Here is a 25,568-nt window from a genome sequence, read left to right on the forward strand (position 1 = left end):
ACAGGGGGGCGGTGGAGGAGAAGGGTTAACTGAGGCTAATCCAGGCAATCGAGCGGCAGTTTTAGAAAAACTTCGTACCCTAATCTCTCGTATGCTTACTGTCATAATTCTGGCTACACACGGCGAATAAATCATTACGGGCAACCCCCCATAACCCTATGGCACTTTTGCATCTGGTTACGGAACTGTCCTAATGGGTGGGACAAGGAGCGGTGATCATGATCGGGTCTGGTGACTGAAACCGTTTCGGCACAGGAGGTTGATGGTCGGCTGACGGCAACTCCCGATCGACGACCACAGTGGACAGTTGGCAATCTGGTTGTGCCAGTTTGCGGTTAGCCTGCTACCTGAAACAATGCTTCTGACCATCCAGACACAGTTAGTGGGTCGTTATCCGGATAGTTAGACGAATCCTCACGAAATTTAGTTCACTTCCACCACAAAATTTTCCACCATCTCCCATCCCTGACCGCGCCGAACCACGATCGGTTCCTCGTTAGTCAAATCCAAAATGGTAGAGGTTTCGTAACCGGGTTCTGCCCCATCGTCCACAATAATGTCCACTACTTTCTCCAGGGCATCAAATAGCTCAAAGCGTGACGTGTAGGGTTTGGAGCCGCGTGGGGTGTCTTCATCCAAAATATGGGCAGAGGTAGAAATAATTGGATTGCCCAGGGCTGCGAGGAGCGCTTGGCAGAGGGGATGATCCGGCACCCGAATTCCAGTGGTTTTCCGTTTGGGGTTCATCACTAGCTTGGGTACCTGCTTGGTCATGGGCAGAATGAAGGTATAGGGCCCTGGAATCAAGCGGCGCATGATCCGGTAGGCAGAATCCCGCACGATCGCATACTGAGTAATGTTGGACAGGGAGGGGCACAGGAAGGTGAGGGGTTTATCGTTTGAGAGTTGCTTAATCTGCCGTACCCGTTGCAGTGCTGATCTAGAATTCAGATCACACCCGATCGCGTATACCGTATCCGTGGGATATAGCATCACGGCATGGTTCCGCAACCCATCCTGAAGTTGCTCAATCACTCTACTTTGGGGAGTCTCTGGATGGATATTATAAATAGTTGCCATGATGCGGTGGTGACATGAAACTACAGAGCCAAAAGCTAGAAAATCGGGTAACGATGATTTCTCAACCACTCGATAATACCCACGGATGGTCGATCGCTGATACTCTTTTTGACTGATCCTGTGCTGTTTCTCTACCCCATCACCCTCGATTGAACGAATGACGAAAGTAGCGTATTTGGAATGCCCGACGGGAATTGCCGGTGATATGTGCCTGGGCGCGATCGTGGATTTAGGAGTGCCGTTAGATTACCTGCGCGACCAATTGAGTCAGTTGGGCATTGCCCATGAATATGAGTTACGGGCAGAATCCGTCCATCGCAATGGGTTACGAGCCACCAAAGTTCATGTGGAGTTGTGCGTGAATTCTGGATCTGGCATGGGTCACAGTGCCAATACCCAGGTCGTAACGCCTCGATCGACAATGGCAACTCCAGCAGGATCAGGAGATCAGGCGCACGACCATCATTCCCACCTTCATCACCTCCATCCTCCCCATCATCATCATCACCCTCACCCCCATCACTCTCCTGACCCTGTCCCCCCTACTCCTCCCCATGCCCCAGTGCGGCACTTACCCGAAATTGAGCAAATGATTCTGGCGGCTGGTTTGCCGACCCGAGCCGAGGCCTGGAGTTTAGCCGTGTTTCGACAGTTGGCTGTGGCGGAAGCGGCGGTGCATGGTATGACTCCTGAACAGGTGCATTTCCATGAGGTGGGGGCAACGGATGCGATCGTCGATATTGTGGGGACTTGTTTGGGGTTGGACTATTTGCAGATTGATCAGCTTTATTGTTCTGCTTTGCCTACGGGAGGGGGCACGATTCGCGCGGCGCATGGTCGGCTCCCGGTTCCGGCTCCGGCGGTATTGAAGCTGTGGGAACTGCGACAGGTTCCGATTTATAGCAATGGGATTGAGCGGGAATTAGTCACACCGACGGGAGCCGCGATCGTCACGACGTTGGCAACTCAGTTTGGCAATCCACCTCGGATGACGTTACAACAGGTTGGGTTAGGGGCAGGATCGCGGGAGTTGAGTATTCCTAATCTGCTGCGGTTATGGGTTGGGGAAACTGGGGGAAATGGGGAGGTGGGGAGTAGGGAGGTGGGGAGATGGGGAGATAAGGAAGGTGGGGAAGATAAGAGAGATGGGGAAGATGGGGGAGGTTTGGAGACGATCGCGGTGTTAGAGACGCAGATTGATGATTTGAATCCGCAGGCGATCGGGTATGTGCTGGAAGCGTTGCTGGCGGCTGGCGCATTGGATGTGTTTACGCAGGCGATCGGGATGAAGAAATCGCGTCCGGGGGTGTTGTTGACGATAATTTGTCATCCGGAGGCGGTAGCAACCTGTGAGGCGATCGTGTTTCGAGAAACGAGTACGCTGGGGATTCGGCGATCGTGGCAGGAACGGCAAATTTTGTCGCGACAGGTGCAATCTGTGCCAACGGCGTATGGCAATGTGCGGGTGAAGGTGGCCTGGGCGGGGGAGCAGGGCGATCGGGTGCTGAATGTTCAACCGGAATATGAGGATTGTGCGGCGATCGCCCGTCAGCAACAACTTCCCTGGCGGCAGGTACACCGTATGGCTCTACAATCCTGGTATCAAACAAACAAGGGCGATTAAGTAAACGCCCCCTAACCTGAATCAGGTTGAATCAAATCAATGAACTTCAACTAGCCCCGACGGAAGGTTGGCAGTTCGACGGCGGCTAAGGACTTGAGCCGTTTGGTTGGGCGTAAGGGATAGAGAACGGGGGACGGCCAGTTAGCTGGAACGGCATTGGGATCTTCAAAATTGGCGGGAGCGGCATCGGTATCTAGCTGGCTGGCTTCCTCGATCGCATAAGCTGTCCAGGTAGCAGAGCTATGGGCGGCAACGCTTTCTGGTACAGACGGTGGTTCAGGGGATGGAGTGACTGATGCCGTCATGCTGGTGGCAGGGAAGGCTAACAGAATCGGTCGGCTAGACTGACGCTGGACTGGAGGCGTGGGTAGTTCCAGGTCTGTATGATCGTCTGCTGAAGCGGAATTGAGGGTTGCTGCTGCCAGTAAATCCGGTTCTGGGGTTGGTAAGGGACGATCGGGATGGGTTGAAGAACCTGATGGATCAGGGGTTGCCGGATCAATTAATTGCGCCAGATCATCCCACATGTTACCTGCCGATGTTTGAGGGGTGGCGGCAAGGGGTGCGGCTTCTGTAGGAGGCTGTTCGATCGCCGGAGTAACCACGGCTCCAGCTTCCATAAACGGACTGAGGTCGAAGATGGGGTCGGGGGTTGGGGCGGCGGCGATCGGTTCTATCGGGACTTCAGTGGAGTCTGGGAACATCAGATTCAGCAATTCACCAATTTGTTCTGGTGCATCTGCGGCTAAAGGTTCTGACGCAACTTCAGCTTCTGTTAGCGGCTGCACAGGATCACCGATTTGCGTGTAGGAATGGCTGCCTTGCTCCGAACCATCCTCCCAGTCATCGGAGGGGCGCAGTTTTGACAAGAGATTGGGTAGCCCAGATAGATCAAACCCGGCGGTAGTATAAAACCCTTCAGTGGAGTCTGCCTCGGTTGACCAGGGTTTCACGGGGTGGGCTTTAGGTACAAAGGGGGCATGCCCCACCTGATGCCCTTCCAGGTCTGGATTGGAGGTAGCCTGGTCATCTAACTCAAAGTTTTGCACAAACGGATGTTGTTGCAGGGCGGCGGGCATATCTAAACATTTCTCTAATGCTGCTTTAAATTGCAGCGTATGTTGCTGTTGCCGCATCAAGCGCATGCGTAAGTCCCGGCAGGTATTTTCCGATTGCAGCAGTTGTTGCATCTGTTCGTTGTAGCGCTGCTGGGTTAAGGCACACTCCCGCTCTAACTGAGCAACCCGCTCCTGGCTGCTGTTTAGTTGATTGGTCAGGGTTTCGACCAAAATTTGTTGGCGTTGGGCGGCTTGTTGTGCCAATTCTAATTCCTGCGTCAGTTGTTCGATCGCGGGTACTGTGTTGGTGGCATCGGGTGGCTCTGCTGGGGATGGACTCGCTGCTGTTGCGATCGTCACACTGGCAGACTGGGTATAGAGAGAACGGGCAATTTCTAGCTGCAATTCAATCTGAGCCTGGGTTAAGTCTTGCTCTAGTTGTTGAATTTGCTCACGTAGGGTGGCATTCTCCTGATGCAGTTGCGCGATCGCGTCGGAGGCTGGAACGGGGACTGAAGGGGCTGGTGTGGCTGCCATCTCGACCAAATTCACCTCTCCTGCCAGGAGAGCATCGACACTGATTGCACCCGGGAGGTCTACGGTTTGCCAATCATCCTCAACTGACTCAATGGATTCAGCCGCCGCGATCGCGGTTGGTTCCGAGGTGAGGGCAGGAGAACTGATTTCGGGGGGGGAAACCGAAGCACTGGAGGCAGACAGATCTGGGTCAAATGGGGAGTTGGCAGCTTCACTCATGGGTCTAATCCTGAAGGTGAGAGATCCGTGGGGCAGATCGATGCGGCGATGCCTATGATATACCGACTTTTTAAAAGTGCAAGATGGATTGAGGACTAAATAATAATTTGTGAAATTCAGCGAAACCTGATCTGCCAGTGCATCTCAGTATTAAAATCAACAACTTACTACCATAAAAACTTGATTGCAAACAGTTTGTTAGGGTAAATATACAAAACTCCAGTGCTTTACAGTCCTAAAAGTGCTTTGTGTAGCATCTCTTGATGAATCAAGGCTCGATCGATCTGAAATTGAATTTGGTCTGCTGATAATCCTACGCCGTTGGCATAATGTTCTAGCCAAACCTGACAAATTTGATTGGGATCATTGGGGATCTGGGCTAATTCCCAACCGGGGATCGCCAGTTGTGCCATCAGTTGACTGACTTTTGGATCGTAACTGAGGGCGAAGCAGCGACACTCCTGGGCTGCCGCCATAATTAAGCCATGAAAGCGCATGGCGATCGTCATTTCAACCCCTCGAAATAATCCTTTCAATTGTTGGGGATTCTCTAAGCTAAAAATGCGGCTGACACCGGGTAAACGGGGTTGAATGGCTTGGGCGATCGCCAGATCCTGACTTGCCTGGAATGGGACTAACAAGAGGCAAACCTGGGTGGCTTTCTGGAAGGCGATCAAGGCTTGGGTCAGGTTTTCTAACCGTTCGGAAGTCAATAACGGGTGAGTTCGGAGATTTACGGCAACTCGCGGAGCGGGTAAGTCCCAGAGACCCTCTACGGGTGAAGACTCCAGTGCCCACACCGGATCGGGTGCCAGGGTAAACGGAATTTGCCAGTCGGATAACAACGCGGCGGAACCGGCATCCCGAACGCTCACAGCCGCACAACTAGAGAAAGTCCGACGGGATAACCAGCGGTTACTTGATCGCTTTAACGGCCCAATTCCCTGTGCCCAGGCGATCGTGGTTAAACCGAAGCGTTGGGCGAGTTGCATCAGTCCGATGTAATACAGGGGACTTAAGGTGCTGGTGGCATCCTGAATTAAGCTACCGCCCCCCCAGATAAATGCCTGCGATCGCCGCAACGCCTGGACGATCCGTTGGGGATTATTGCGATCGATCGCCTCGACATTGTAACGATTGCGGGTTTGAACGGGAGCGCCAGATAGCACGAGGGGTTCTACCTGCGTTGGTAACATTTGCAACAACGATGCCAGTAAGGCTTCATCCCCCCCATTCCCTTTACCGTAATAACCACATAACACTGCCCGCATCTGCCCCATATCCTTCCTGTTTATCCCATGTCGTGAATCCAGTACCCCTTACAATAACGGATAGCTTTTCGCTTGCAGTAGTCGATCGGTTATGAATGCACTGTCTATTCCCACCTGGATCATTCATGTGTCCAGTGTGCTTGAGTGGGTCGCTGCCATCTGGTTAATTTGGATTTATGGAGAACTCACCCAGAATCGCGTCTGGTGGGGGTTAGCACTGGCGATGTTGCCTGCCTTAGTCAGTGCGATGTGTGCCTGTACCTGGCACTTTTTTGATAATGCGGATTCGTTGCGCTGGTTAGTCACCACTCAAGCCACGATGACCTTAGTGGGTAACGTTACCCTATGTTTGGCGGGTTGGTGGATTTGGCGGCAGGCCGCGAAATAGATCAGGATATTAAATTTATGCCATCCAAAGAAACGTTGTTCGCCGCTTCTCTGTTTCCCTATCTGGGCTTTCTCTGGCTGATCACCCGATCGCGCCAAGTTCCCCGACTGGCGTTAATTGGCTTTTATATGACCCTGGTATTTGTGGCCGTCACGATTCCGGCAGGGATTTATGCCAAGGTTGCCTATGGGCAGGATTTAGCCAACGTTGATTGGTTGCATGGTAGTGCAGAGGTATTTTTAACCCTGTCAAATATCTTAGTGGTGTTAGGGTTTCGGCAAGCTGTGTTGGAAAAACGCCAAGCTTCGCGATCGCCGCAGGAGTAGATTAGTCAAAGAAAAATCTCTCTAAAGGACGAATTCGACCAAAAACTCTCCTTGAAAAGCTGCTTTTCTGAGATTTCTTTTTACACTGGTTAACATATAGTCCCAGGAGAATTTGCAGCATGAGCAGCACAAACCGTTCCACAATTCTGCATCCGACCCGCATTGATTTGTCGGCTGATATTCGGACTCAAGTGATTGATTCACTGAATCAAGCGGTCGCCGTGACTACTGATCTAAAGTCCCAGACCAAACAGGCGCACTGGAATGTCAAAGGCATGGACTTTTACCAACTCCATGAATTATTTGATCAAATGGCTGGAGAACTGGAAGGATTCATTGATCTGTTAGCGGAGCGGGTGACGGCGTTAGGTGGTGTAGCGCTGGGCACGATTCGGATGGCCGTGGCTGTTTCTCCTTTGCCTGAGTACCCTGTGGAGATTTTGGACGGTAAAGACCATATTGAGGCACTGGCCGATCGCTTTGCCATTTATGCCAAGCTATTGCGCGATGGCATTGCCCAAACCGATGAATTGGGGGATGCTGATACCGCCGATCTATACACAGAAATCTCTCGCGCAGTTGATATGCGGTTGTGGTTCCTGGAAGCGCATTTGCAAGCGAATCAAATGCCGACGATCAATGGCAATGGCAAGCCTACCGCGAAGACGGCGGCGAAAACGGCTACGAAGACCACGACTGCAAAGACCGCCACGAAGAAATCGAAGAAGTAAAGCGGGTTGGCTGCGGGCAGGTTTGGTCACTCAATATATCTGGCTTCACTCATTTGTCTGCCAAACCTGTGGCTACGATACTCCGATCGCACCGACAGATATGATACAAAGGCTGAGGGCAGGTTGCCCAACCCGATCGCAATTTGCCTGGGTAAATCAGCTTGCCTGTTCGATCGATTTAATGTTGATAGTGTGTTGCTCATGGGTTCTTCGATCGCGGTGAATCAACGTACATTTGCCACGGCTGTGCTGGAGCAGTCCCATACTAAACCCGTATTGGTGGACTTTTTTGCTCAGTGGTGTGGCCCCTGCCAAATGCTGAAACCTGTGTTGGAAAAGCTTGTGCAGGAGTATGATTTTGTCCTGGCAAAGGTGGATATTGATCAAGAACCGGAGTTAGCGCAAACCTACGGAGTTCAGGGTGTACCGGATGTCAAGATTGTGATTGACGGTCAGGTACAGGATGGCTTTGTGGGCATGGTGGCAGAACCGCAAATTCGGCACCTGTTGACCCAACTGCATCTCAAGTCTGGAGTGGAATTGGGGCTAGAAGCGGTTTACCAGGTTGCGGCAACGGGGGATTTAGCCGCCGCTCGATCGCAGCTACAAACCTTACTTGATCAATATCCTGACCAGCCGCAACTGAAACTAGAAGCCGCCAGTTTTTATCTGGATGACCAGCAGTTTGACCAGGCTGAAGCCTTATTAAAACAAGTTTCCGAATATGACAAAGTGTATGGAGCGGCGGTCAAACAACTGCAATCCATTCTGGTTTTCCAGCGATTAGTCCAGGAGCCTATAGGAGAGCATCCCTGCGATCGGGACTTTCAGCAAGCCGCAACCCTGGTGCTAGAGGAACAGTATCAACCAGCTCTGGAGTTGCTGTTAGGCATTGTGGGGCAGGATCGCCGCTACCGGAATGATGGGGCACGCAAAGCAGTGCTGGCAATTTTCGATCGCTTGGGTGATGATCATTCCCTCACTAAAGACTACCGTAAGAAACTAACTATGCTGCTCTACTAAAATGTTTTCACGCCTCGCCCAAACCAGTTCCCGCCAACGCGAAATTGCCGAAGTTGTACTCCGCAATGGCTGGGGCTATATGCGGCGACTCCTGACGGGCACCCGCGCCGAAGAACCCCAACTGCCAACGCCTGCCGTTCTACGCAACATCTTAATTGAGTTGGGACCGGTCTATGTCAAGTTGGGACAACTGCTCAGTACCCGCCCTGATTTGTTGCCGCCGGAATATATCGCTGAGTTAACCGCATTGCAGGCGGAAGTGCCCCCGGTTTCCTGGGAGGCGGTAGAAGCGGTGATTCGGCAGGAAATTCGCCGCCCGTTAGAAGAAGTCTTTCAGACCATTAATCCCCAACCTGTCGCCGCAGGCTCGATCGCCCAAACTCACCGAGCTACGTTAATCGATGGGCGTGAGGCTGCCCTAAAAATTCAGCGTCCGGATATCGCAGCGACGATCGAACAAGATATTGCCTTAATTCGGAGTCTGGCAGAAATCGTCTCGCTGACCAACTTTGGGCGGTATTATGACCTGAAAATGCTGGCGAATGAGTTTGCTACGGCGTTACGAGGAGAATTAAACTTTGCTCACGAAGCTCAAGCCACCGATCAATTACGGCGGAATTTGTCTGCCAGTCGCTGGTTTGATCCGGCTCAATTAGTGGTGCCAGAAATCTATTGGGAAGTCACCACCGAACGGTTATTAGTGATGGAATGGTTGAATGGTGTGCCATTACTGCAAGCCGATTTTCGGGGTGTGGGATATAACGGTGACGCTCCAGCAGAATCTCAAGCGATCGCCAGTTTGTTAATCCGAGTCTTCTTTCAGCAGATTTATATTGATGGCTTTTTCCATGCCGATCCCCATCCCGGTAATTTGTTTTATCTGGAGGATGGGCGGGTAGCATTGCTGGATTGTGGCATGGTGGGACGGTTAGATCCGCGCACCCAACAAATATTAACTGAGATGTTACTGGCGATCGTTAATCTCGACTCCCAACGCTGTACTCAACTGACGCTGCAACTGGCAGAACCGATCGAGCCTGTGAATCTGGCACGATTAGAAAGTGAGTACGATCGCTTACTCCGTCGCTACTACAGCCTTAGTCTGTCGCAAATTAATTTCAGCCAATTATTTTATGAGGTGTTGCAGGGTGCCCGCGCCAATAAACTGCGAGTTCCCGGCAATATGGGACTGTATGCTAAAACGCTTGCGAATCTAGAAGGAGTAGCTCGTAAGCTCGATCCCGAGTTCAGTTTGCCAGATCAAATTAAACCCCTAATGACCGATCTGTTTCAGCGGCAATTAGTCGGTGAAGCACCACTACAAGCCTTGTTACGAACGGTTCTAGATTTAAAGAGTCTGGGTCTGCAATCGCCACGTCAGGTGGAAATGTTACTCGATCGCGTCACCTCGGAAACCCTGCGTTGGAATATCAGTTTGCGGGATCTGGATGCCTTGCGCCGCACTGTAGACTCATCTGCCAACCGTCTGTCCTATAGTGTCGTGGTCGGTTCGCTGATTATTGGCGCGGCGATTATTACCTCCAGACCCCAAGCTACCCAAATCTACTGGATTAGTTATGTGCTATTCGCCGCCGCCAGTCTATTAGGACTCTGGTTAGTCATATCCATTCTGCGCTCTGGACGCTTGCGGTAAATTAGAAGAAAATCCGCTGTCTTGAGGTTGATAGCCCATGCTAAGTATCTTCCTTCCAAACCAGGTTCAAACGTTTGTAGAGGAACAGGCGATCGCCGCAGGCTTTAGTTCAGCCAATGAGTATGTCTATCATTTAATTCTGCGCGAGCAGGAGCGCATGGCTCAACAAGAGCACATTGAATCTCTGTTGTTAGAAGGTCTGGCAAGTGGAGAGCCAGTTGAATCAATGGAAGATTGGTGGGAGCAAAAGCGTACCCAACTGGTTGAGCGATTTCACCAGCCGGACGCATGACCAAGCGAATCATCATCAGACCGAAGGCCGAAGGCAAGCCAGGATTTAGATGATCATTTTGCCTATATGGCTGCAAATAACCTCGAAGTAGCATTGCGGTTTTTTGATTCAACCCGATCGACAATTGCCCAACTTGCCAAAATGCCAGGAATTGGCAGTCCTTATTCCGGCAATAATTCTCGCTTGCAGGAATTACGGAAGTGGGCAGTGAAGGGGTTCAGGAAATACCTGATTTTTTACTTTGAACGCGATGATGCAATCGAAGTTATACGCATTCTGTATGCAACCCAAAACGTCAGCAGCATTCTGGAAGGTGAGGTGTAGGTTGCGAGTGCTGCCTATGATTTTCACCTCGTGGGGTTGAAGCGCAAGTGTCGAGCGATCGAAATCAATAAAATGGCTGTTCGCCGCGGCAAAGTAGCTAATCAATGCTGATTTGGGAGGTGATCCGGCGTTGAATATTGATTGATTCGGGTTCGGGGTGTCATCCGCGATCGATGTCGTTCTGAAACATACTGTTCAGGATCGATCCCATCAAAGGTGGGAGGTAGCCAGACCCGAATTACCAGCAGTGCCCCCAATACCAACAGAAACAAACACATCACTAGCACCTGAACCCAGGGTGTTTCCAATATCCCCCGCACAATGGTTTCTCTTAAGACAGATACGATCGAAACTTCAACCGCTACTCCAATTGAAACTCGATGCTCTTTGAGGTAGATAATCAGCAGGCGAAATAATTCCACCAGAATTAGCAGAAATAAAATATCTGAGGTGACAGTGGGAAAGTCTAAGGGAGGGAGTAACGACAGAACCATCTCCCGCAACTGCATCACCATAAAGCTAAATAGACCGATGCAGAGACAAATGACAATCAGATCTTGTACTGTTTCTAACAGTCGAATCACATAGTTATTATTCAACCAGCGATACCACGGCAGCGAATTCGGTTGTTCTGTATTCATAGGAGCATCTGCTAGTAGTAGAGAAAGTCTTGAAGGGAGAAGCAGTGTGTCTCCGCTGTATGCCAACCCGGTATAGTCGAGCGATCGTGAGCAGTCTTGCACTAATCTAAATTGACCGGAGCTGCGATCGATGATGGTACAGAAGCTTTAGACGAGTGTGTGGGAGTTTGATGGCTTAAACTTACCAAGGCTAGAATCAATCCCAATGCTAATCCGGCAGAGAATGCCCAAGCATGAGAGGGATAAATTGAACAGAGCAGTCGGCGGTTAGGACTGTAAATTTGAACTGACCAGCCTTTATCGAGACTTTCCAGTTGGTCGGTGGCTTTGCGCATGGATGTCTACCCTTAACTGAACGTAATTCCAACAACGTCAATCAGCAATAGCAGCGGATATCTTCACCGCACTGATCTGCCAGGTAGCACAGCGCTCGAAACCTCAAGCTAACCACCTCTTCGTAGAATGGATTCAGCTTACATAATGGCGGAATATACAAAAGGGTGTGCCCAAACACACGGATCTCCCGCTCAAACGGACACTGCATCGGAATGAATCGGCAAATTGCATGAGCCACTGCCCGATCGTGAATTTCCATCTGGTTTAGCCATTGGCGGATGGGAGATAACCCATCCGAAGAGAACAGAAATCTCTGCTTCAAGTGGCGAGCAGGAAGATGAGTTTGATGGATTCGATCTAATACAAGCTTCGACATAGCTATATCTCGGAAGTCCAAATGATTTAGGTCTTGAGCTATATCTACAGCTTAATCATAATTCCTGCAAATAGAAATATGGATTTGATATAAATTTTATTTATTAGATATAGTTCTTGCTTAATTGTCCAGTAGCCCTAATCAACGAAAAAGGTGCTGTAGTCATGGGCAAAGTACCACACTGCACCACATCGCCAATTTCACGGGTCTTCATATCGATTAGATAGCGTACTCGACAGGGGAATGCCTACTTTGCCTAGGATGTTACTAACCTATCTAGCCCACTACCTTTCTCAGCTTAAGGGCTACCTTGTACACACATCTTCTCAACGACCTCAAGAGCCTGCATTCTGCCCCCCTAGCCCCCCAATTCTGGGGGGAACTCGGTATTCAAAGTCCCCCAGAATTGGGGGATTTAGGGGGCTAAAAAGATGTATGTTACTAACCTATCTAGCCCACTACCTTTCTCAGCTTAAGGGCTACCTTGTACACACATCTTCTCAACGACCTCAAGAGCCTGCATTCTGCCCCCCTAGCCCCCCAATTCTGGGGGGAACTCGGTATTCAAAGTCCCCCAGAATTGGGGGATTTAGGGGGCTAAAAAGATGTAAACGAAGTCAGGCTCGATTGGTGTGTACACCGTAGCAGCCTAAGGGGCGCTAATGTGAGCGTAAATTTTCTGCGCCAGCACTTGTACGTGTGGTTCTGCCAATATGCCTAAATGATCCCCCGGCACATCGTAAATAGTTAGTCTGCCGCCTGCCAGAGTTTGCCAATCGAGTTTGCAATCTGGATCATCCTCAGCCCGGAATAACGTAATTTCTCCCGGATAAGGCACAAAGCGGTAATCCCGATTCACGGCTTCATAGTCCTCAGACTTGATCAAGGCACGAGCCTGGAGGTTAGCTGCATCCAATTCAATGGCAGCATGGTTGGCTTGGGGCTTCTGACTGGAGGGAATTAAAAGATGGCTGAATCGTTCTCCCACTTGTTGCAACCGCTCATACAGATACCCAATGCCCTGTTTGCGAAAATTGTGGAGATGGCGTTGGAAACGTTGCACCCGATAGGAACGAGACTTCACAGGGCAGTAGCTATCGAGTAGCCCCAGCAGTTTAACTGTGTCTCCCTGGGCAACGAGTTGTTGAGCCATTTCATAGGCAATGAACCCACCAAAGGAAACGCCCAACACATGGTAAGGCCCTTCGGGCTGAACGGTTTTAATTACCTGGATGTAATAGGTTGCCAGCTTTTGAATATCCTGGGGATGGGGAACTTCGGCACCATTCGACAGGGCTGTCGTTAATCCGTACAGGGTGTGCTGCTCCAGATGACGAGCCATCGGACGAAAGAATTGCAGATTGGGCCCTAAAACGTGGACACAAAATAAGGGTAGGGATGATTCGACCACTTGCATCGGAATCAGACTAGGATGTAACGCCTCGATCGCTGCATTTTGTAATTGTTCCGCCAGTTGGGCGATCGTCGGATACCGGAACAGGTTGGTCGCTGGGCACGATCGCTCCAAAACTTGTTCAGCCGCGGCAATCACTTGCACAGCTAAGAGAGAATGCCCACCTAGCTCAAAGAAATTGTCTGTCACGCTAATGGGTGCAACATTCAGTGTATTTTCCCAGATTCGGACTAACTCTTGTTCGATCGAGTTCCGGGGAGCAACATATAGTTTTGGCTCAGAGGGATAGGTCGGATGAGGCGTAGCTGTTCTCAGTACCGGGAGATCGGAGAGTCGTTGGTCTGGATTAAGGGTGAGACGGTCTAAAAGCTGGAGATATTGCGCCAACATGTCAGCGATCGTCTGCGATCGAAACAAATCTGTCTTATATTGCAAAACCGCTGTCAGTTGTCCCTGCCGTTCATGGATCGACATTGATAAATCAAAATTGGCAATCTCGCGATCGACAAACACCGAACTAACGTGCAACCCTTCCAGTTCCAGCATAGGCGTAGCGGTATTTTGCAACACAAACATGGCGCGGGTCAGGGGAACTCGCACTAGATTAGGTAATTCGGCGACCAATTGCAACGGCACTTCCTGATAGGGGCTGGCTTCCATGAAACATTGCCCCACTCGTTCCATCACCTCCCGCAACCTGGGATTTCCCGACAAATCGTTACGCAGGGCAACCACGTTATTGAAATATCCGATTAAGCGCCGGGTTTCTGCCCGATACCGTCCCGACACTGGCGAACAAACAACTAAATCTGCTTGCCCCGTGTATTGATGTAGCAGGATATTAAACGCTGCCATTAAAGTGACAAATAACGATACTCCAGCCTCAGCACTGAGTGATTGCAACTTCTCTGTTAGCGCTGCTGACAATTCTTGTGAGACAAATGCCCCCTGGTAGGAAGTCGCTGTGGAGCGGGGGCTGTCTATGGGTAACTCCAGCGCTGTTACCTTGCCCTGGAAATGCTGTTGCCAATAGTCTAGTTGTCGCGTCAGCATCTCGCCTTGCAACCATTGGCGTTGTGTCCAGGCAACATCAGTATACTGAACGGGTAACTCCAATAAAGGTGATGGCTCATCCTGCATAAACGCTGTATACAGTGCTCCCAATTCTCGCACAAACACGCTATGAGACATGCCATCAAAGATGATGTGATGTATGGTGCGTAGTAGCACATATTCTGTCTCAGCTAGTTGCAACAGGGCTACTCGCCACAGAGGGGCATGGTTTAGATCAAAGGGTTGTTCCACTTGGGCGATCGCTTGCCGTTGTACCTCTTGCTCTTGTTCGCTAGGGGATAAATGGCGCAGGTCAATCACCATCAAGGGAAGGGCGACTATTGCCGCAATCTGTTGGATCGGTTGCCCATCTACCTCCGCAAAGCTAGTCCGAAACACGGCATGACGACGGGCAATTTCTGCTAAGCTCCGTTCTAATGCGGCTACCTGTAAGTTGCCTACTAAGCGAAAGGAATGCAGGAGATGATGCACCGAGCTATGGGGTTGCAGACGCTCCAGATGCCATAACCGCTCTTGATTAAACGATAGAGGTAATTGTTGTCCGCAGGGGGCGAGTTGAATCGGGGGAGATTGGTGCAGTAAGCGCAAATTATTCCCAGCCATGCGCCAAAAGTTGGTCAGAGTTGGTGGTGGTGGGTCAGAAACACCGATCGGGGTAGGGGAACTACTTTGGCGAAAGTCAGCTTGCATTGCTTGGGCATCTCCAAAAACAGATGAGCCTGCTAGAAATCACGGCAAATTTGTGAAAATGCTAATATCACTTCAGTTAGGAGCATTTTCAGTTAAATCGTTGGAATGCTGAATGAACTGGAATCTGGAGCGGTTAAACGTGGATTTCTGGCAGCTTGATAATAACTATTTCGCTATATACCACTATAGCCTTTGTTGTTTAGCATACTGTTGCTGAGGTGATGGCTTAATCAAAACTTTAATCACTCCACACGGGCATGAATTTCATCACTGGGGATAGCAGAATACTGTTCTGGCAAAAATCCCAGAGCATGTAAGGCGGATCTAAGTCCGGTTTGCGTTGGATCATTCGACGACACCTCCAGACCATAAACCCAATCACCCAAACGATGTCACAGAGAACGGCATATAGCCAACCATGATTTTTGACAAAGTAATGCCGCCGGGAATCAAACAAGTATTTGGGTTGTCGTTTTGGTGCTCCATGATTGCCAGTCACCCCTGTACTTTGTCCTGAAATATGCATAATCCGACTTTGGGGGAGATACCAGCAGGTCCAGCCAGCCCGTTTTGCTTGCAGGCAGAAATCGGTTTCTTCGTAGTAGAGAAAGTACCCTTCATCCATCAACCCGGCCTGTTCAAACACTTGCCGCCGGATCATCATGCCAGCCCCCGGCAACCAATCTACAGGTTGGGCAGCATCAGTCATCTCTTGAGCAATTACCCAGGGTGATAACAGGCGGGAGACGAAACCAATTCTGAGTCCACCATCCAACTCACTGAAGATTGAAGGAAAGCGAAAGGTCACTGGCCACAGGCTACCATCGACTGTTTCAATGCCACTGCCAACAATGCCCACATCGGGATGGGTGTCCAGAAAGTCGATCATGGTTTTTAGTGCCTGGGGGCGTACCTCCGTGTCGGGATTGAGCAACATGAAATAAGGCGGAGGGTTGGGAGACTCCAGGGCTGGTCGAATTGCCGCATTATTGCCATAGGCAAATCCCCCATTGATTTCCGAGGGTAACAGCGTTGCCCAATCCCAGCCTGCCGTCGCGATCGCCGCCGCAATTTTGTCTGCCGAGCCATCTCCTGAAGCATTGTCCACCACCACCACCTGCATTCCTGGTAAGGTGGCGACTTCATGGACAAGCGATCGCAGACATTGAATAGTTAAATCGGCGGTGCGGTAGTTGACGATCGCAACCAGTAACGGGACTGAATGGTTGGTTTGAGTGGCAGCAAGCATGGTTGACAATAATGGGTCAGGCAGGGTTGAACACAGAAAGGAGGAAATGGGTAGGTGGTAATCCTTGGGGTTTAGCTGGAGCCGTCTAGCCCCCTAAATTCCCAATCTTGGGGGACTTGGAATCCGGGTGATGACGTTGGTTGCTCTGCCAGGAATTGATTGATGTGAGACTGCATTACATCCGCCATCTCCTGAACATAGGGGGGCTGGAGCATACTGGAATGACCACCCGAAATGTCATAGGCTTGCACGTTACCTCTGACTCGCTTGTCCCACCCCAGTAATGGATCACTGTAGAGTTCTACATAAGGGGTATCGTCCACTAATGTGCCATCAAAGCGATCGGTGGCTTCAGTGGCGCGAAAGAGTAAGACCTCGCCGTGAAACTGGGTGTCTGGGACATACTCCTGCTGTGCCCAAACCATCATTGTTCGCACAGGAATGTGGTGCAGAATTTGAGGCATGGGCAGCTTGCGATCTAAGCAATATCTAAAGGCTTGGAGTTTGGCGCGATCGCTGAAGTTTTTGATCCGTTTTTTTACCTCATAACTAATTAAATTGATGATTTTTTGACTAATCTGATGGGCAATCAGTAAGACTCGCCGATGAACGGGGAGATGCTCCGGTTGGCGAAAAACTTGCCGGAAACTAGTTAACCGCTGTTCAGACATGTATCCGGCGCGCTGCTCGGCGGCGACATCTGCACCATCAATGATGGCAACCATGCCAATACACTGTCCCTGGATTTGTAACTGTCGCGCGATTTCAAATGCCAAAACACCACCGGCACAGGAACCACCTAAGAAATAGGGCCCCTGGGGTTGTACCTGGCGAATCTGGTCAATATAGTAATTCACCATGTCGCCAATCCGGGTCTGGAGAATTGGATGGCGATCGCAGGCATAGGGCTGAACACCGTAGACCGCGATCGCCGGATCTAAACGGGTTGCCAGGTGGCGATACAGTAACGTTTCTCCATCCCCATCAGGCAACAAAAATAATGCCTGTTTACCCTGCCCTGCCCGCAGTTCTAAGATGCCGCTTCGGAGTGAAGACTGATGGGGAGCCTCTAATGTGTGAACGAGTTGGGCGATCGTGGGGGCGGCTAATAATGTACTTAAAGGCAACGGTTTGCCAAATGCCAGTTCAATCTCAGCAAACAACCGCACAGCCAGCAGGGAATGACCACCCAAATCAAAAAAGTTATCCTCTACCCCGATCGGTTGCACACCGAGTAACCGCTGCCAGATCTGTACCATTTTTTGCTCCGGGGCATTCCGAGGCGCGACATAGTGAGTGCTGCCCAGGGCTAATTCTGGCTGAATTACCTGAGATGACCGGGGGGTGGGTTGGGGTAACTCGGGCAGTCTTGGTAAGTCTGAAAGAGGGAGATTGGCATTGGTTGTAACACCTTCCAGTAGGGTATGGAATTGTGCCATCATCTGGTTGATTCGCTCTGCGTGAAACAGATCCGTTTTATATTGCCAGACCACCGTAAGTTGCCCATCTCGATCGTGTATCGACATGGATAAGTCAAAGTTGGCAATCTCGCGATCGACAAACACCGAACTAACCTGTAACCCGGCTAATTCCAGCGAGGGAGCCGCCGTATTTTGCAGCACAAACATGGCTCGAGTCAGGGGGACGCGAACTAAGCTAGGCAGTTCTGCTACCAGTTGCAACGGCATATCCTGATAATGGGACGCAGCCATGAAGCAATGACTGACGCGTTCGAGCAGGTCACTGAACTGGGGATTGTGCGATAAATCATTCCGGAGCGCGACCACATTGTTGAAGTAGCCAATTAAGCCGCGAGTTTCTGCCCGATGCCGTCCGGAAACCGGGGAACAGATGACCAAATCTTCCTGTCCGGTGTATTGATGCAAGAGGGTGTTAAACGCGGCAAATAGAGTAACGAAGAGTGACACACCATGTTGGGCGCTCAGGGTTTTCAGTGCAGTGGTTAGCGCTGGCGAGAGTACCTGCGATTGATAGGCTCCCTGGTAGGAGGGGGTGGCAGGACGCGGCGTGTCTATGGGTAACTCTAGCCCTTCAACCTTGCCAGCGAATAGTTGGTGCCAGAAGTCTAACTGAAGGGCAAGTAACTCATCCCGGAACCATTGGCGTTGTGTCCAGGCAACGTCAGCGTACTGTACGGGTAGATCGAGCAGGGGTGAGGTTTCCCCTTGTGTAAATGCCGTATAAAGAGCCCCGAGTTCCCGGACAAAGACACTATGGGACAAGCCATCAAAGATGATGTGATGGATGGTGCGTAGAAGCACATGCTCGGTATCACTCAACTGTAAGAGGACGATGCGCCACAATGGGCCTTGCATCAGATCAAACGGTTGTTCAGCCAGGGCGATCGCCTGGTGTTGAATTTCCCGTTCTTGTTGGGTGGGCGGAAGCTGACGCAGATCAAGGGAGGTGAGGGGTAGGGGCAGGTGGGAGGCAATCTGTTGAATGGGCTGTCCATTGACGGTAGGGAAGGTGGTACGCAGCACCTCATGACGCTGGGTAATTTCCTGCAAGCTATGTTCAAGGGCTGGACGCTGGAGGGAACCGACTAAACGGAAGGAGTGCAACAGATTGTGAACGGAGGTATTGGGTTGGAGGCGTTCCAGGTTCCAGAGGCGTTCTTGATTAAAGGAAAGGGGCAGGGGGAGGTTGCGGGGGGCTAGCTGAATGGGAGGCGACTGATGCAGCAAGCGCACATTGTTCCGCGCCATTTGCCAAAAATTGGACAGTTGTTGTCTGGGGTGATCTGTGGGGGGAGTTGCAACCGTCAGGGTTTGATTAAAATCAGCTGGCATATTTTAAAGAGGCTCCGATATTAAAGATCGATCGGCGGGAGATCACGGCAGGATTACAGAAGTGGCTGTTAGGTCGCCGACGGACAGTATGCTGAATAAAATGGCTTAAAAGCTTGATGCACCTGGAGTTTAAGTATTTTCTCAGGCTGCTCAGGGTTGATCGATGGTAGCTGAGTTATATGGCACTGTAGCTTCTGTATGTAAGAATACGGTTTCCGCCACGATCGCTTAATCAAAACTTCAATTTATGATGAAAGTTTTATTTTACGATTGCGAAAAATGGCAACCTGGAAAACAATGGTGGGTAGAAAAATCAATTTCGGGTGTCTTGAACACGGTTTCATAGTTCCAACTCTGATTACGATCGCGACTGTTTCTGGATGGGCCTTGAAACAGGTGTGTTGCGTAAGTAGGACTTGATTGTTTTCAATAGTTGGGCGGATTCACTGTTGATCATGCTGCCTCACTAGGTAAGTTGTTCCAGCTTGGAACTGAGGCGGCTGGCAACAATGGTTTTTGCACGTATTTAGCAGACATTACTCTCCGATTAGCAGATGACGCTAACTAATCGAGGGATATGAAACGTCTTGGAGCCAGGTGTTTGCCTCATCCTCAGCTTCCATTCAGCGTAACTAGGCATGAAATTAACGTCGCACCACAATTATCAGGAGCTTTAACCAATGCAAGTTGACGAAATTTTACGCAAACAAATTGCCGAAACGATTTTATTTACCAAGCAATATCCCTATCAAGACACCGATTCATTTTTAGAAAATGGGGTGATCGACTCCATGAATGTGATTGAACTGGTGTTGTTCTTAGAGCAGCAATTTGGCATTCAGGTTGCCGACCACGAAATCGTTCCCGATAATTTTGATTCGATTCAACAACTCACTTCATTTGTGCAAAGTAAGCAACAGGTTGCCGCCTGAGTTTCTTATTCGCGATCCTGGGCGAACTACAGGAAGTCATCCTATGTTAGTACAGCAATTTCTGGAACATAGCGCCGATCGCTTACCCGATCAGGTGGCTCTAGTGTGTGATGGGCAACGGTTGACCTATGCCGATGTTGAAGCCCAGGCGAATCGCTTGGCAAATGCCCTACGGAGTCAGGGATTACAACGGGGCGATCGCGTTGCCTTGTATTTACCGAATAGTGTGGAACTGGCGATCGGGATTTTTGCCGTCCTGAAAGCGGGCGGTGTGTTTGTGCCGATTAACCACACGACGAAATCTGACAAGTGTGCCTACATTTTGAACAATTGTGCTGCCCGTGTTCTGATCACGAGTGGACGGCAACTGGAATTGGTGCAGCAGTTGATAGAAACAGTGCCATCGTTAAAGACGGTGGTGTTGGCTTCGCCGATGGCGGTGGAAGATCGCGATCGCTTTCTGAGCTATAACGCCATCCAAGCTGACTATGCCGAAACTCGTCCTGCCCACGTCAACATTGATGTGGATCTGGCTTGCCTGATTTATACCTCTGGCAGCACTGGAGAACCGAAAGGCGTGATGTCGGATCACAGTAATGTGGTATTTGCCGCCAGTTCGATCATTCAATATTTGGGCAATGTCGAGTCCGATATTGTGATTGGTTTATTGCCGTTATCGTTTGATTACGGACTATACCAGTTGTTGATGGTGTTCAAGTTTGGGGGCACACTCGTACTGGAAAAAGGGTTTACCTATCCCGCCGTGATTCTCAAACGAATAGAGGAGGAACGAGTGACGGGATTTCCGGGCGTTCCAACCATCTTCACAGTGTTGCTGACGATGGATCTGAGTGGCTATGACCTTTCTAGCCTACGCTATTTAACCAATACCGCCGCTGCCTTACCCCCCTCCCATATTGCCGCCATCCGGGACAAATTTCCCTGGACGACGCTGTTTTCCATGTATGGTCTGACAGAGACGAAACGAACGCTCTACTTACCTCCCGACCAATTAGATCATCGTCCGGGTTCCGTGGGAATTCCGATTCCTGGGACGGAAGCCTGGGTAGAGGATGACGCGGGACAACGGTTACAGGCCGGACAGGTAGGTGAATTGGTGGTGCGGGGTCGGCATGTGATGCGTGGCTACTGGAATGCTCCAGAGAAAACGGCGGCTCGGTTTCGATCGGGAACATTACCAGGTGAGCAATTGTGCTACACCGGGGATTTGTTCCGCACCGATGAAGCTGGCTTCTTCTATTTCGTCGCCCGTAAAGATGATGTGATCAAAAGTCGCGGCGAAAAAGTGCCACCGAAGGAAGTGGAGAACGCCCTCTATACCCTTGCCGGAGTGCAGGAAGCGGCAGTGATTGGAGTGCCCGACGATCGCCTAGGGCAGGCAGTGAAGGCATTTGTGGTACTGGAACCAGGTTCAGAGTTAACTGAGGTGGATATATTACGCCATTGTCGCGCTCATCTAGAAGACTTCATGGTGCCGCGTTTTGTGGAGCTACGGGCAGAGTTACCGAAGAGTGCTAACGGCAAGATTAACAAGTTGGAGTTGCAGTCATAAAACCTGCCTAAATCGGTATAACTATCAAGGAGTTGCCCATGTGCGGCATTGTTGGTGTTTTGAATTTACATGAGCCGCAACCTGTACCTGAATTGGTGATGCGGCAAATGCTAGGCATGATTCGGCATCGGGGGCCGGATGAGTTTGGCATCTATCGGGATGAGTGGGTCAACCTGGGCAATGCGCGACTCAGCATTATTGACTTAAGTGGTGGTCAGCAACCGATTAGTAATGAAGATGGCACACTGTGGATTGTCTTCAATGGTGAAATTTTTAATTATCAAGAATTACGTCCTGACTTAGAGCAACGAGGACATCGGTTTAAAACCAACTGTGATACCGAGGTAATTCTGCATCTGTATGAGGAATACGGAGTCGATTGTTTGAATTTCCTCAATGGGCAGTTTGCGATCGCCATTTGGGATACCCGCCATCAACGGTTATTCATGGCCCGCGATCGTTTGGGAGTCCGACCGTTGTTCTATACCGTCCAGAATAGACAGTTGATCTTCGGTTCGGAAGTCAAGACGATCCTGGCAAATCCGGCAGTCTCAGCAGAGATTGATCCCACCTCATTGTCCCAGGTGTTTACCTTTTGGAGTCCTCAGATTCCCAACACCATTTTCAAAGATATTTTTACCCTGCCACCGGGACATTATTTGATCGCCCAACGAGGTAAATTGACGATCGAGCCGTACTGGGAACTCGACTTTACCACCGACACTCATTCAACTCGTTCTCCCCAGGATTACCTGGAGGAATTTGAGCAGTTGTTGATTGATGCGACACTAGTACGGTTACGCGCTGATGTGCCGGTGGGAGCCTATCTTAGTGGTGGTTTAGACTCATCTACGACTACGGCAATCATTCGGCAATATACCCAAAATTCGCTCGATACCTTTTCGATCGCCTTCTCCGATCCAGATTTTGATGAAAGCGAATTTCAACGCCGGATGGCAGGAATTTTGGGTACCGATCATCAGGTCGTGTATTGCACCCATGCCGATATTGGTACGGTTTTCCCGGAGGTGATCTGGCATACGGAAACGCCCATGTTGCGGACGGCTCCGGCTCCGATGTTTCTGTTGTCAAAATTAGTGCATGACCATCACCTGAAAGTGGTGATTACCGGAGAAGGTGCTGATGAATTTTTGGGTGGCTATGATATTTTTAAGGAGATGGTGATTCGGCGCTTCTGGGCAAAACAACCGGATTCCACCTGGCGACCCTCGCTGTTACGACGGCTGTATCCTGAAATCTCGCGACTGGGTAACAACGAAGCCTTTCTGACCAGCTTCTTCAAAAAACAATTGACGGAAACCGATCTGCCATTCTATTCACACCTATTGCGGTGGTCGAATGGAGCGCGTCTACAGCGATTATTACAACACCAACCAGCGTCATCTGTAACTGAAATCGCTGAAAGTGCAGTGCCAATTCCCGATCGCTTTCATCAGTGGTCGCCGTTAGCCAAAGCCCAATACCTGGAAATCACCACCTTTTTGTCGCCGTATCTGCTCTGTTCCCAGGGCGATCGCGTGGCAATGGCAAACTCGGTAGAAGGACGATTTCCCTTCCTGGATTGCCGTGTGGTGGAATTCTGTAATCGGCTACCCAGTCATTTGAAGTTGAAGGGACTGAATGAAAAATGGTTGTTGCGGCAATTAGCTAGCAAGTTGCTACCGGCGGATATTTGGCAACGGCGGAAGCGTCCCTATCGCGCTCCAATTCACCGCAGTTTCTTCCATAGTCAAACTCCCGATTATGTCATGGAACTGCTGTCTGAAAGCGCCTTGCAAGACTCAGGATTATTCAATCCCTTAGCGGTAGCGCAATTGCGGCGTAAGGTTCAGAGCGGTTTACAACTGAGTGAAGTAGACGATATGGCGGTAGCCGGGGTGTTATCCGCCCAGTTAACCCATCACCAATTTATCAAAACGTTTGAAGCGCGACGATCGACCTTAACCGCGAACGATCGCGTCAAAGTGATCAATGGATTTGTCAAAGAGGAAGTAACTGTATGAGTCATGTTGTCATCGAGTCGTCTGCTACCTTTGGTCGCCATGCGTTAGACCTGGATGTGGAGCAAGAAACAAATCGTTTAGTGGAAGGGTTGCGGCAAGGAGTCCATCAAACACTACATCGTCAAGGTGTGGTACTGGGGATCAGTGGCGGCATTGATTCTTCGGTGGTGTTGGCGTTGTGTGTGCGAGCCTTTGGAGCAGAGCGGGTAGTAGCGCTCATGTTGCCGGAGGGGGAATCCAGTCCTGACAGTGAAATGCTGGCGCAACTGTTAGCCGATCACTATGGCTTACAAACGGTGATTAAAGAAGACATTTCAGGCGCATTAGAAGGCTTTGGTTGCTATCGTCGTCGGAATGAAGCGATTCAACGCCTATTTCCTGACTTTGGCGCAGGTTGGGGGGCAAAGATTGCGTTGCCCGGTAATCTACTGGAGCAAGAAACCCTGAATATTTTTTACCTGACTGTGACCAGCCCAACTGGGGAATCGTTTACCAAACGCTTGCCGCCGAGTGAGTATTACCAAATTGTTGCTGCCTCTAACTTCAAGCAACGATCGCGGATGGCAATGCTCTATTACCATGCCGAGTTGCGCAACTACGCGGTGATTGGCACTCCCAACAAAAACGAACATCTGTTAGGCTTCTTTGTCAAACATGGGGATGGGGGGACAGACATTAGCCCGATCGGGCATTTGTTCAAAACTCAGGTGTATCAGTTGGCTCGACATCTCGGTGTCCCGGAGGAAATTCAACGCCGGACTCCGACTTCAGATACCTATCCCGGTGGCAGTACCCAGGAAGAGTTTTTCTTCCGGTTGCCCTTCGAGATTCTGGATACGATCTGGTACGGTTACGAGCAGGGGGTATCGAATCAAGACATTGCCCAGGGATTAGATCTGACTGTGGCTCAGGTAGAACGGGTGGTGAATGATATTATTCGCAAACAACGCACCACGGCTTATCTGCGGATGCATACCATTTCGCTGGACGCATGAAGCGGCGGTTGGTTCTGATAGTTCTATTTTTAGCTGTTCTGTCAGCGACTTTAGTGTTTGGCAGTAGACTTATGTACTCCCCATTTCCTGCATCTCCTGGCATCGATCGGGTATCTTCAGATTATTGGCAAAAGCTGGCGCAACAACGCATCTTATTTGGTCATGCGTCGGTGGGAGGCAATATTGTTGCTGGTATTCAGGAACTTCAGAACCAACACCCTGAGATTACGCTGGATATAATTGCTAGTGATACTCCCTGGACGGTGAATCGTTCGGGGCTAATTCATTTCTATTTAGGTAGCCAATTCCATCCCAATCAATCTTCCAATAGTGCTGTAGCTAAAATTGAGGCATTCTCCTATTTAATAGAATCAAGAATTAAAGATTCAGTTGATATTGCTTTGTTTAAATTGTGTTGGGCGGATATCCACTCGAATACAGATGTGGACGACCTGTTTCTAGACTACAAAACCACGATCGCGAAATTAATTCAAGACTTTCCTCAGACTACATTTGTCCAGGTAACTACGCCACTGGTGGCTGAACCTGGGGGAACAATGGCGATCAAAAATTGGCTGAAACAGTTGTTAGGTAAGTCTCCGTCTCGTCTATCAGACAACGTTAAAATCAATCAACTCAATGATTTAATTCGTTCAGAATATACCGGAAAAACGCCCATTTTTGATTTAGCCGCCATTGAATCGACGCGGCCCGATGGTACCCGCCAGACGTTTTCAGTCGAGGGAAACCCCTACTTTTCCTTAGCGCCAAATTACACGTCAGATATGGGGCACTTAAACCAGGCTGGACGGAAACTTGTCGCTGAACAATTCTTAGTGTTCCTGGCAGAGTTAGCCAGTCAACGATCGTCGCTGCCAACCAACGGAACTTTTTAGGAACGTCATCGTTGATCTGCTTGCCGCT

At 50.1% G+C, this 25,568-nt stretch carries 22 protein-coding genes; 13 read left to right on the forward strand and 9 right to left on the reverse strand.

Annotated features, from left to right (window positions below; genetic code table 11):
- Nucleotides 1-423: 423 nt before the first annotated feature.
- A complete protein-coding gene (locus ACN4EK_RS05050; protein ID WP_431656401.1) occupies nucleotides 424-1,080 on the reverse strand; it encodes an L-threonylcarbamoyladenylate synthase in 657 nt (218 codons plus the stop codon).
- Between the two features lie 157 nt (nucleotides 1,081-1,237).
- Between ACN4EK_RS05050 and larC the strand changes: the two genes are divergently transcribed.
- A complete protein-coding gene (gene larC, locus ACN4EK_RS05055) occupies nucleotides 1,238-2,704 on the forward strand; it encodes a nickel pincer cofactor biosynthesis protein LarC (protein ID WP_431656402.1) in 1,467 nt (488 codons plus the stop codon).
- Nucleotides 2,705-2,754: 50 nt separating this feature from the next.
- Here the strand turns inward: larC and ACN4EK_RS05060 are convergent, their stop codons facing one another.
- Nucleotides 2,755-4,518, reverse strand: coding sequence for a hypothetical protein (locus ACN4EK_RS05060; RefSeq protein WP_431656403.1), 1,764 nt, complete (start codon nucleotides 4,516-4,518; stop codon nucleotides 2,755-2,757).
- A gap of 227 nt (nucleotides 4,519-4,745) precedes the next feature.
- Nucleotides 4,746-5,789: a polysaccharide pyruvyl transferase CsaB gene (gene csaB / locus ACN4EK_RS05065; protein ID WP_431656404.1), complete on the reverse strand. Its 1,044-nt coding sequence runs from the start codon at nucleotides 5,787-5,789 to the stop codon at nucleotides 4,746-4,748.
- A gap of 91 nt (nucleotides 5,790-5,880) precedes the next feature.
- On the opposite strand from csaB, the gene ACN4EK_RS05070 reads away from it, so the two are divergent.
- The 7 genes from ACN4EK_RS05070 (at nucleotide 5,881) to ACN4EK_RS05100 (ending at nucleotide 10,527) form a co-directional block, all read left to right on the forward strand.
- A complete protein-coding gene (locus ACN4EK_RS05070; protein ID WP_431656405.1) occupies nucleotides 5,881-6,177 on the forward strand; it encodes a DUF2499 domain-containing protein in 297 nt (98 codons plus the stop codon).
- Between the two features lie 17 nt (nucleotides 6,178-6,194).
- Complete coding sequence (locus tag ACN4EK_RS05075; protein ID WP_431656406.1) at nucleotides 6,195-6,503, forward strand: DUF3593 domain-containing protein; 309 nt, start codon at nucleotides 6,195-6,197, stop codon at nucleotides 6,501-6,503.
- Between the two features lie 119 nt (nucleotides 6,504-6,622).
- Nucleotides 6,623-7,234 (forward strand): DNA starvation/stationary phase protection protein Dps, encoded by a 612-nt coding sequence (dps, locus tag ACN4EK_RS05080; protein ID WP_431656407.1) that lies wholly within the window; start codon nucleotides 6,623-6,625, stop codon nucleotides 7,232-7,234.
- 123 nt (nucleotides 7,235-7,357) lie between these two features.
- Nucleotides 7,358-8,257 (forward strand): tetratricopeptide repeat protein, encoded by a 900-nt coding sequence (locus ACN4EK_RS05085; protein WP_431656408.1) that lies wholly within the window; start codon nucleotides 7,358-7,360, stop codon nucleotides 8,255-8,257.
- A 1-nt stretch (nucleotide 8,258) separates the two neighbouring features.
- Nucleotides 8,259-9,911 carry an ABC1 kinase family protein gene (locus tag ACN4EK_RS05090; protein ID WP_431656409.1) on the forward strand — a complete coding sequence of 551 codons (1,653 nt, stop codon included), beginning with the start codon at nucleotides 8,259-8,261 and terminating at the stop codon, nucleotides 9,909-9,911.
- A gap of 37 nt (nucleotides 9,912-9,948) precedes the next feature.
- The gene (locus ACN4EK_RS05095; protein ID WP_431656410.1) at nucleotides 9,949-10,203 is read left to right on the forward strand and encodes a ribbon-helix-helix domain-containing protein; all 255 of its coding nucleotides are present in this window, start codon (nucleotides 9,949-9,951) and stop codon (nucleotides 10,201-10,203) included.
- A gap of 66 nt (nucleotides 10,204-10,269) precedes the next feature.
- Nucleotides 10,270-10,527, forward strand: a complete 258-nt coding sequence (locus ACN4EK_RS05100; RefSeq protein WP_431656411.1) for a type II toxin-antitoxin system RelE/ParE family toxin — start codon at nucleotides 10,270-10,272, stop codon at nucleotides 10,525-10,527.
- Nucleotides 10,528-10,628: 101 nt separating this feature from the next.
- Here the strand turns inward: ACN4EK_RS05100 and ACN4EK_RS05105 are convergent, their stop codons facing one another.
- The 6 genes from ACN4EK_RS05105 to ACN4EK_RS05130 form a co-directional block, all read right to left on the reverse strand.
- On the reverse strand, nucleotides 10,629-11,168 hold the full coding sequence (locus ACN4EK_RS05105; protein ID WP_431656412.1) for a phosphate-starvation-inducible PsiE family protein: 540 nt from the start codon (nucleotides 11,166-11,168) through the stop codon (nucleotides 10,629-10,631).
- A gap of 101 nt (nucleotides 11,169-11,269) precedes the next feature.
- Nucleotides 11,270-11,503, reverse strand: coding sequence for a hypothetical protein (locus tag ACN4EK_RS05110; protein WP_431656413.1), 234 nt, complete (start codon nucleotides 11,501-11,503; stop codon nucleotides 11,270-11,272).
- Between the two features lie 41 nt (nucleotides 11,504-11,544).
- Entirely contained in the window at nucleotides 11,545-11,880 is a 336-nt protein-coding gene (locus ACN4EK_RS05115) for a Mo-dependent nitrogenase C-terminal domain-containing protein (RefSeq protein WP_431656414.1), read from the reverse strand.
- A gap of 649 nt (nucleotides 11,881-12,529) precedes the next feature.
- Nucleotides 12,530-15,058, reverse strand: coding sequence for a condensation domain-containing protein (locus tag ACN4EK_RS05120; RefSeq protein WP_431656415.1), 2,529 nt, complete (start codon nucleotides 15,056-15,058; stop codon nucleotides 12,530-12,532).
- A 238-nt stretch (nucleotides 15,059-15,296) separates the two neighbouring features.
- Nucleotides 15,297-16,307, reverse strand: coding sequence for a glycosyltransferase family 2 protein (locus tag ACN4EK_RS05125; RefSeq protein ID WP_431656416.1), 1,011 nt, complete (start codon nucleotides 16,305-16,307; stop codon nucleotides 15,297-15,299).
- Between the two features lie 71 nt (nucleotides 16,308-16,378).
- Nucleotides 16,379-19,120 carry a condensation domain-containing protein gene (locus ACN4EK_RS05130; RefSeq protein ID WP_431656417.1) on the reverse strand — a complete coding sequence of 914 codons (2,742 nt, stop codon included), beginning with the start codon at nucleotides 19,118-19,120 and terminating at the stop codon, nucleotides 16,379-16,381.
- Between the two features lie 680 nt (nucleotides 19,121-19,800).
- Between ACN4EK_RS05130 and ACN4EK_RS05135 the strand changes: the two genes are divergently transcribed.
- From ACN4EK_RS05135 to ACN4EK_RS05155, 5 genes are all read left to right on the forward strand, one after another.
- Complete coding sequence (locus ACN4EK_RS05135; protein ID WP_431656418.1) at nucleotides 19,801-20,052, forward strand: acyl carrier protein; 252 nt, start codon at nucleotides 19,801-19,803, stop codon at nucleotides 20,050-20,052.
- A 43-nt stretch (nucleotides 20,053-20,095) separates the two neighbouring features.
- On the forward strand, nucleotides 20,096-21,625 hold the full coding sequence (locus ACN4EK_RS05140) for a class I adenylate-forming enzyme family protein (RefSeq protein ID WP_431656419.1): 1,530 nt from the start codon (nucleotides 20,096-20,098) through the stop codon (nucleotides 21,623-21,625).
- A gap of 38 nt (nucleotides 21,626-21,663) precedes the next feature.
- On the forward strand, nucleotides 21,664-23,649 hold the full coding sequence (gene asnB, locus ACN4EK_RS05145; protein ID WP_431656420.1) for an asparagine synthase (glutamine-hydrolyzing): 1,986 nt from the start codon (nucleotides 21,664-21,666) through the stop codon (nucleotides 23,647-23,649).
- Complete coding sequence (nadE, locus tag ACN4EK_RS05150) at nucleotides 23,646-24,644, forward strand: NAD(+) synthase (RefSeq protein ID WP_431656421.1); 999 nt, start codon at nucleotides 23,646-23,648, stop codon at nucleotides 24,642-24,644. Before asnB ends, nadE begins: the two co-directional genes overlap by 4 nt.
- Nucleotides 24,645-24,715: 71 nt before the next feature.
- A complete protein-coding gene (locus tag ACN4EK_RS05155) occupies nucleotides 24,716-25,540 on the forward strand; it encodes a hypothetical protein (protein WP_431656422.1) in 825 nt (274 codons plus the stop codon).
- The last annotated feature ends 28 nt before the right edge of the window (nucleotides 25,541-25,568 follow it).

The sequence above is a fragment of the Pantanalinema rosaneae CENA516 genome (genome assembly GCF_050753385.1).
GTDB classification, from domain to species: Bacteria; Cyanobacteriota; Cyanobacteriia; order Leptolyngbyales; family Leptolyngbyaceae; genus Pantanalinema; species Pantanalinema rosaneae.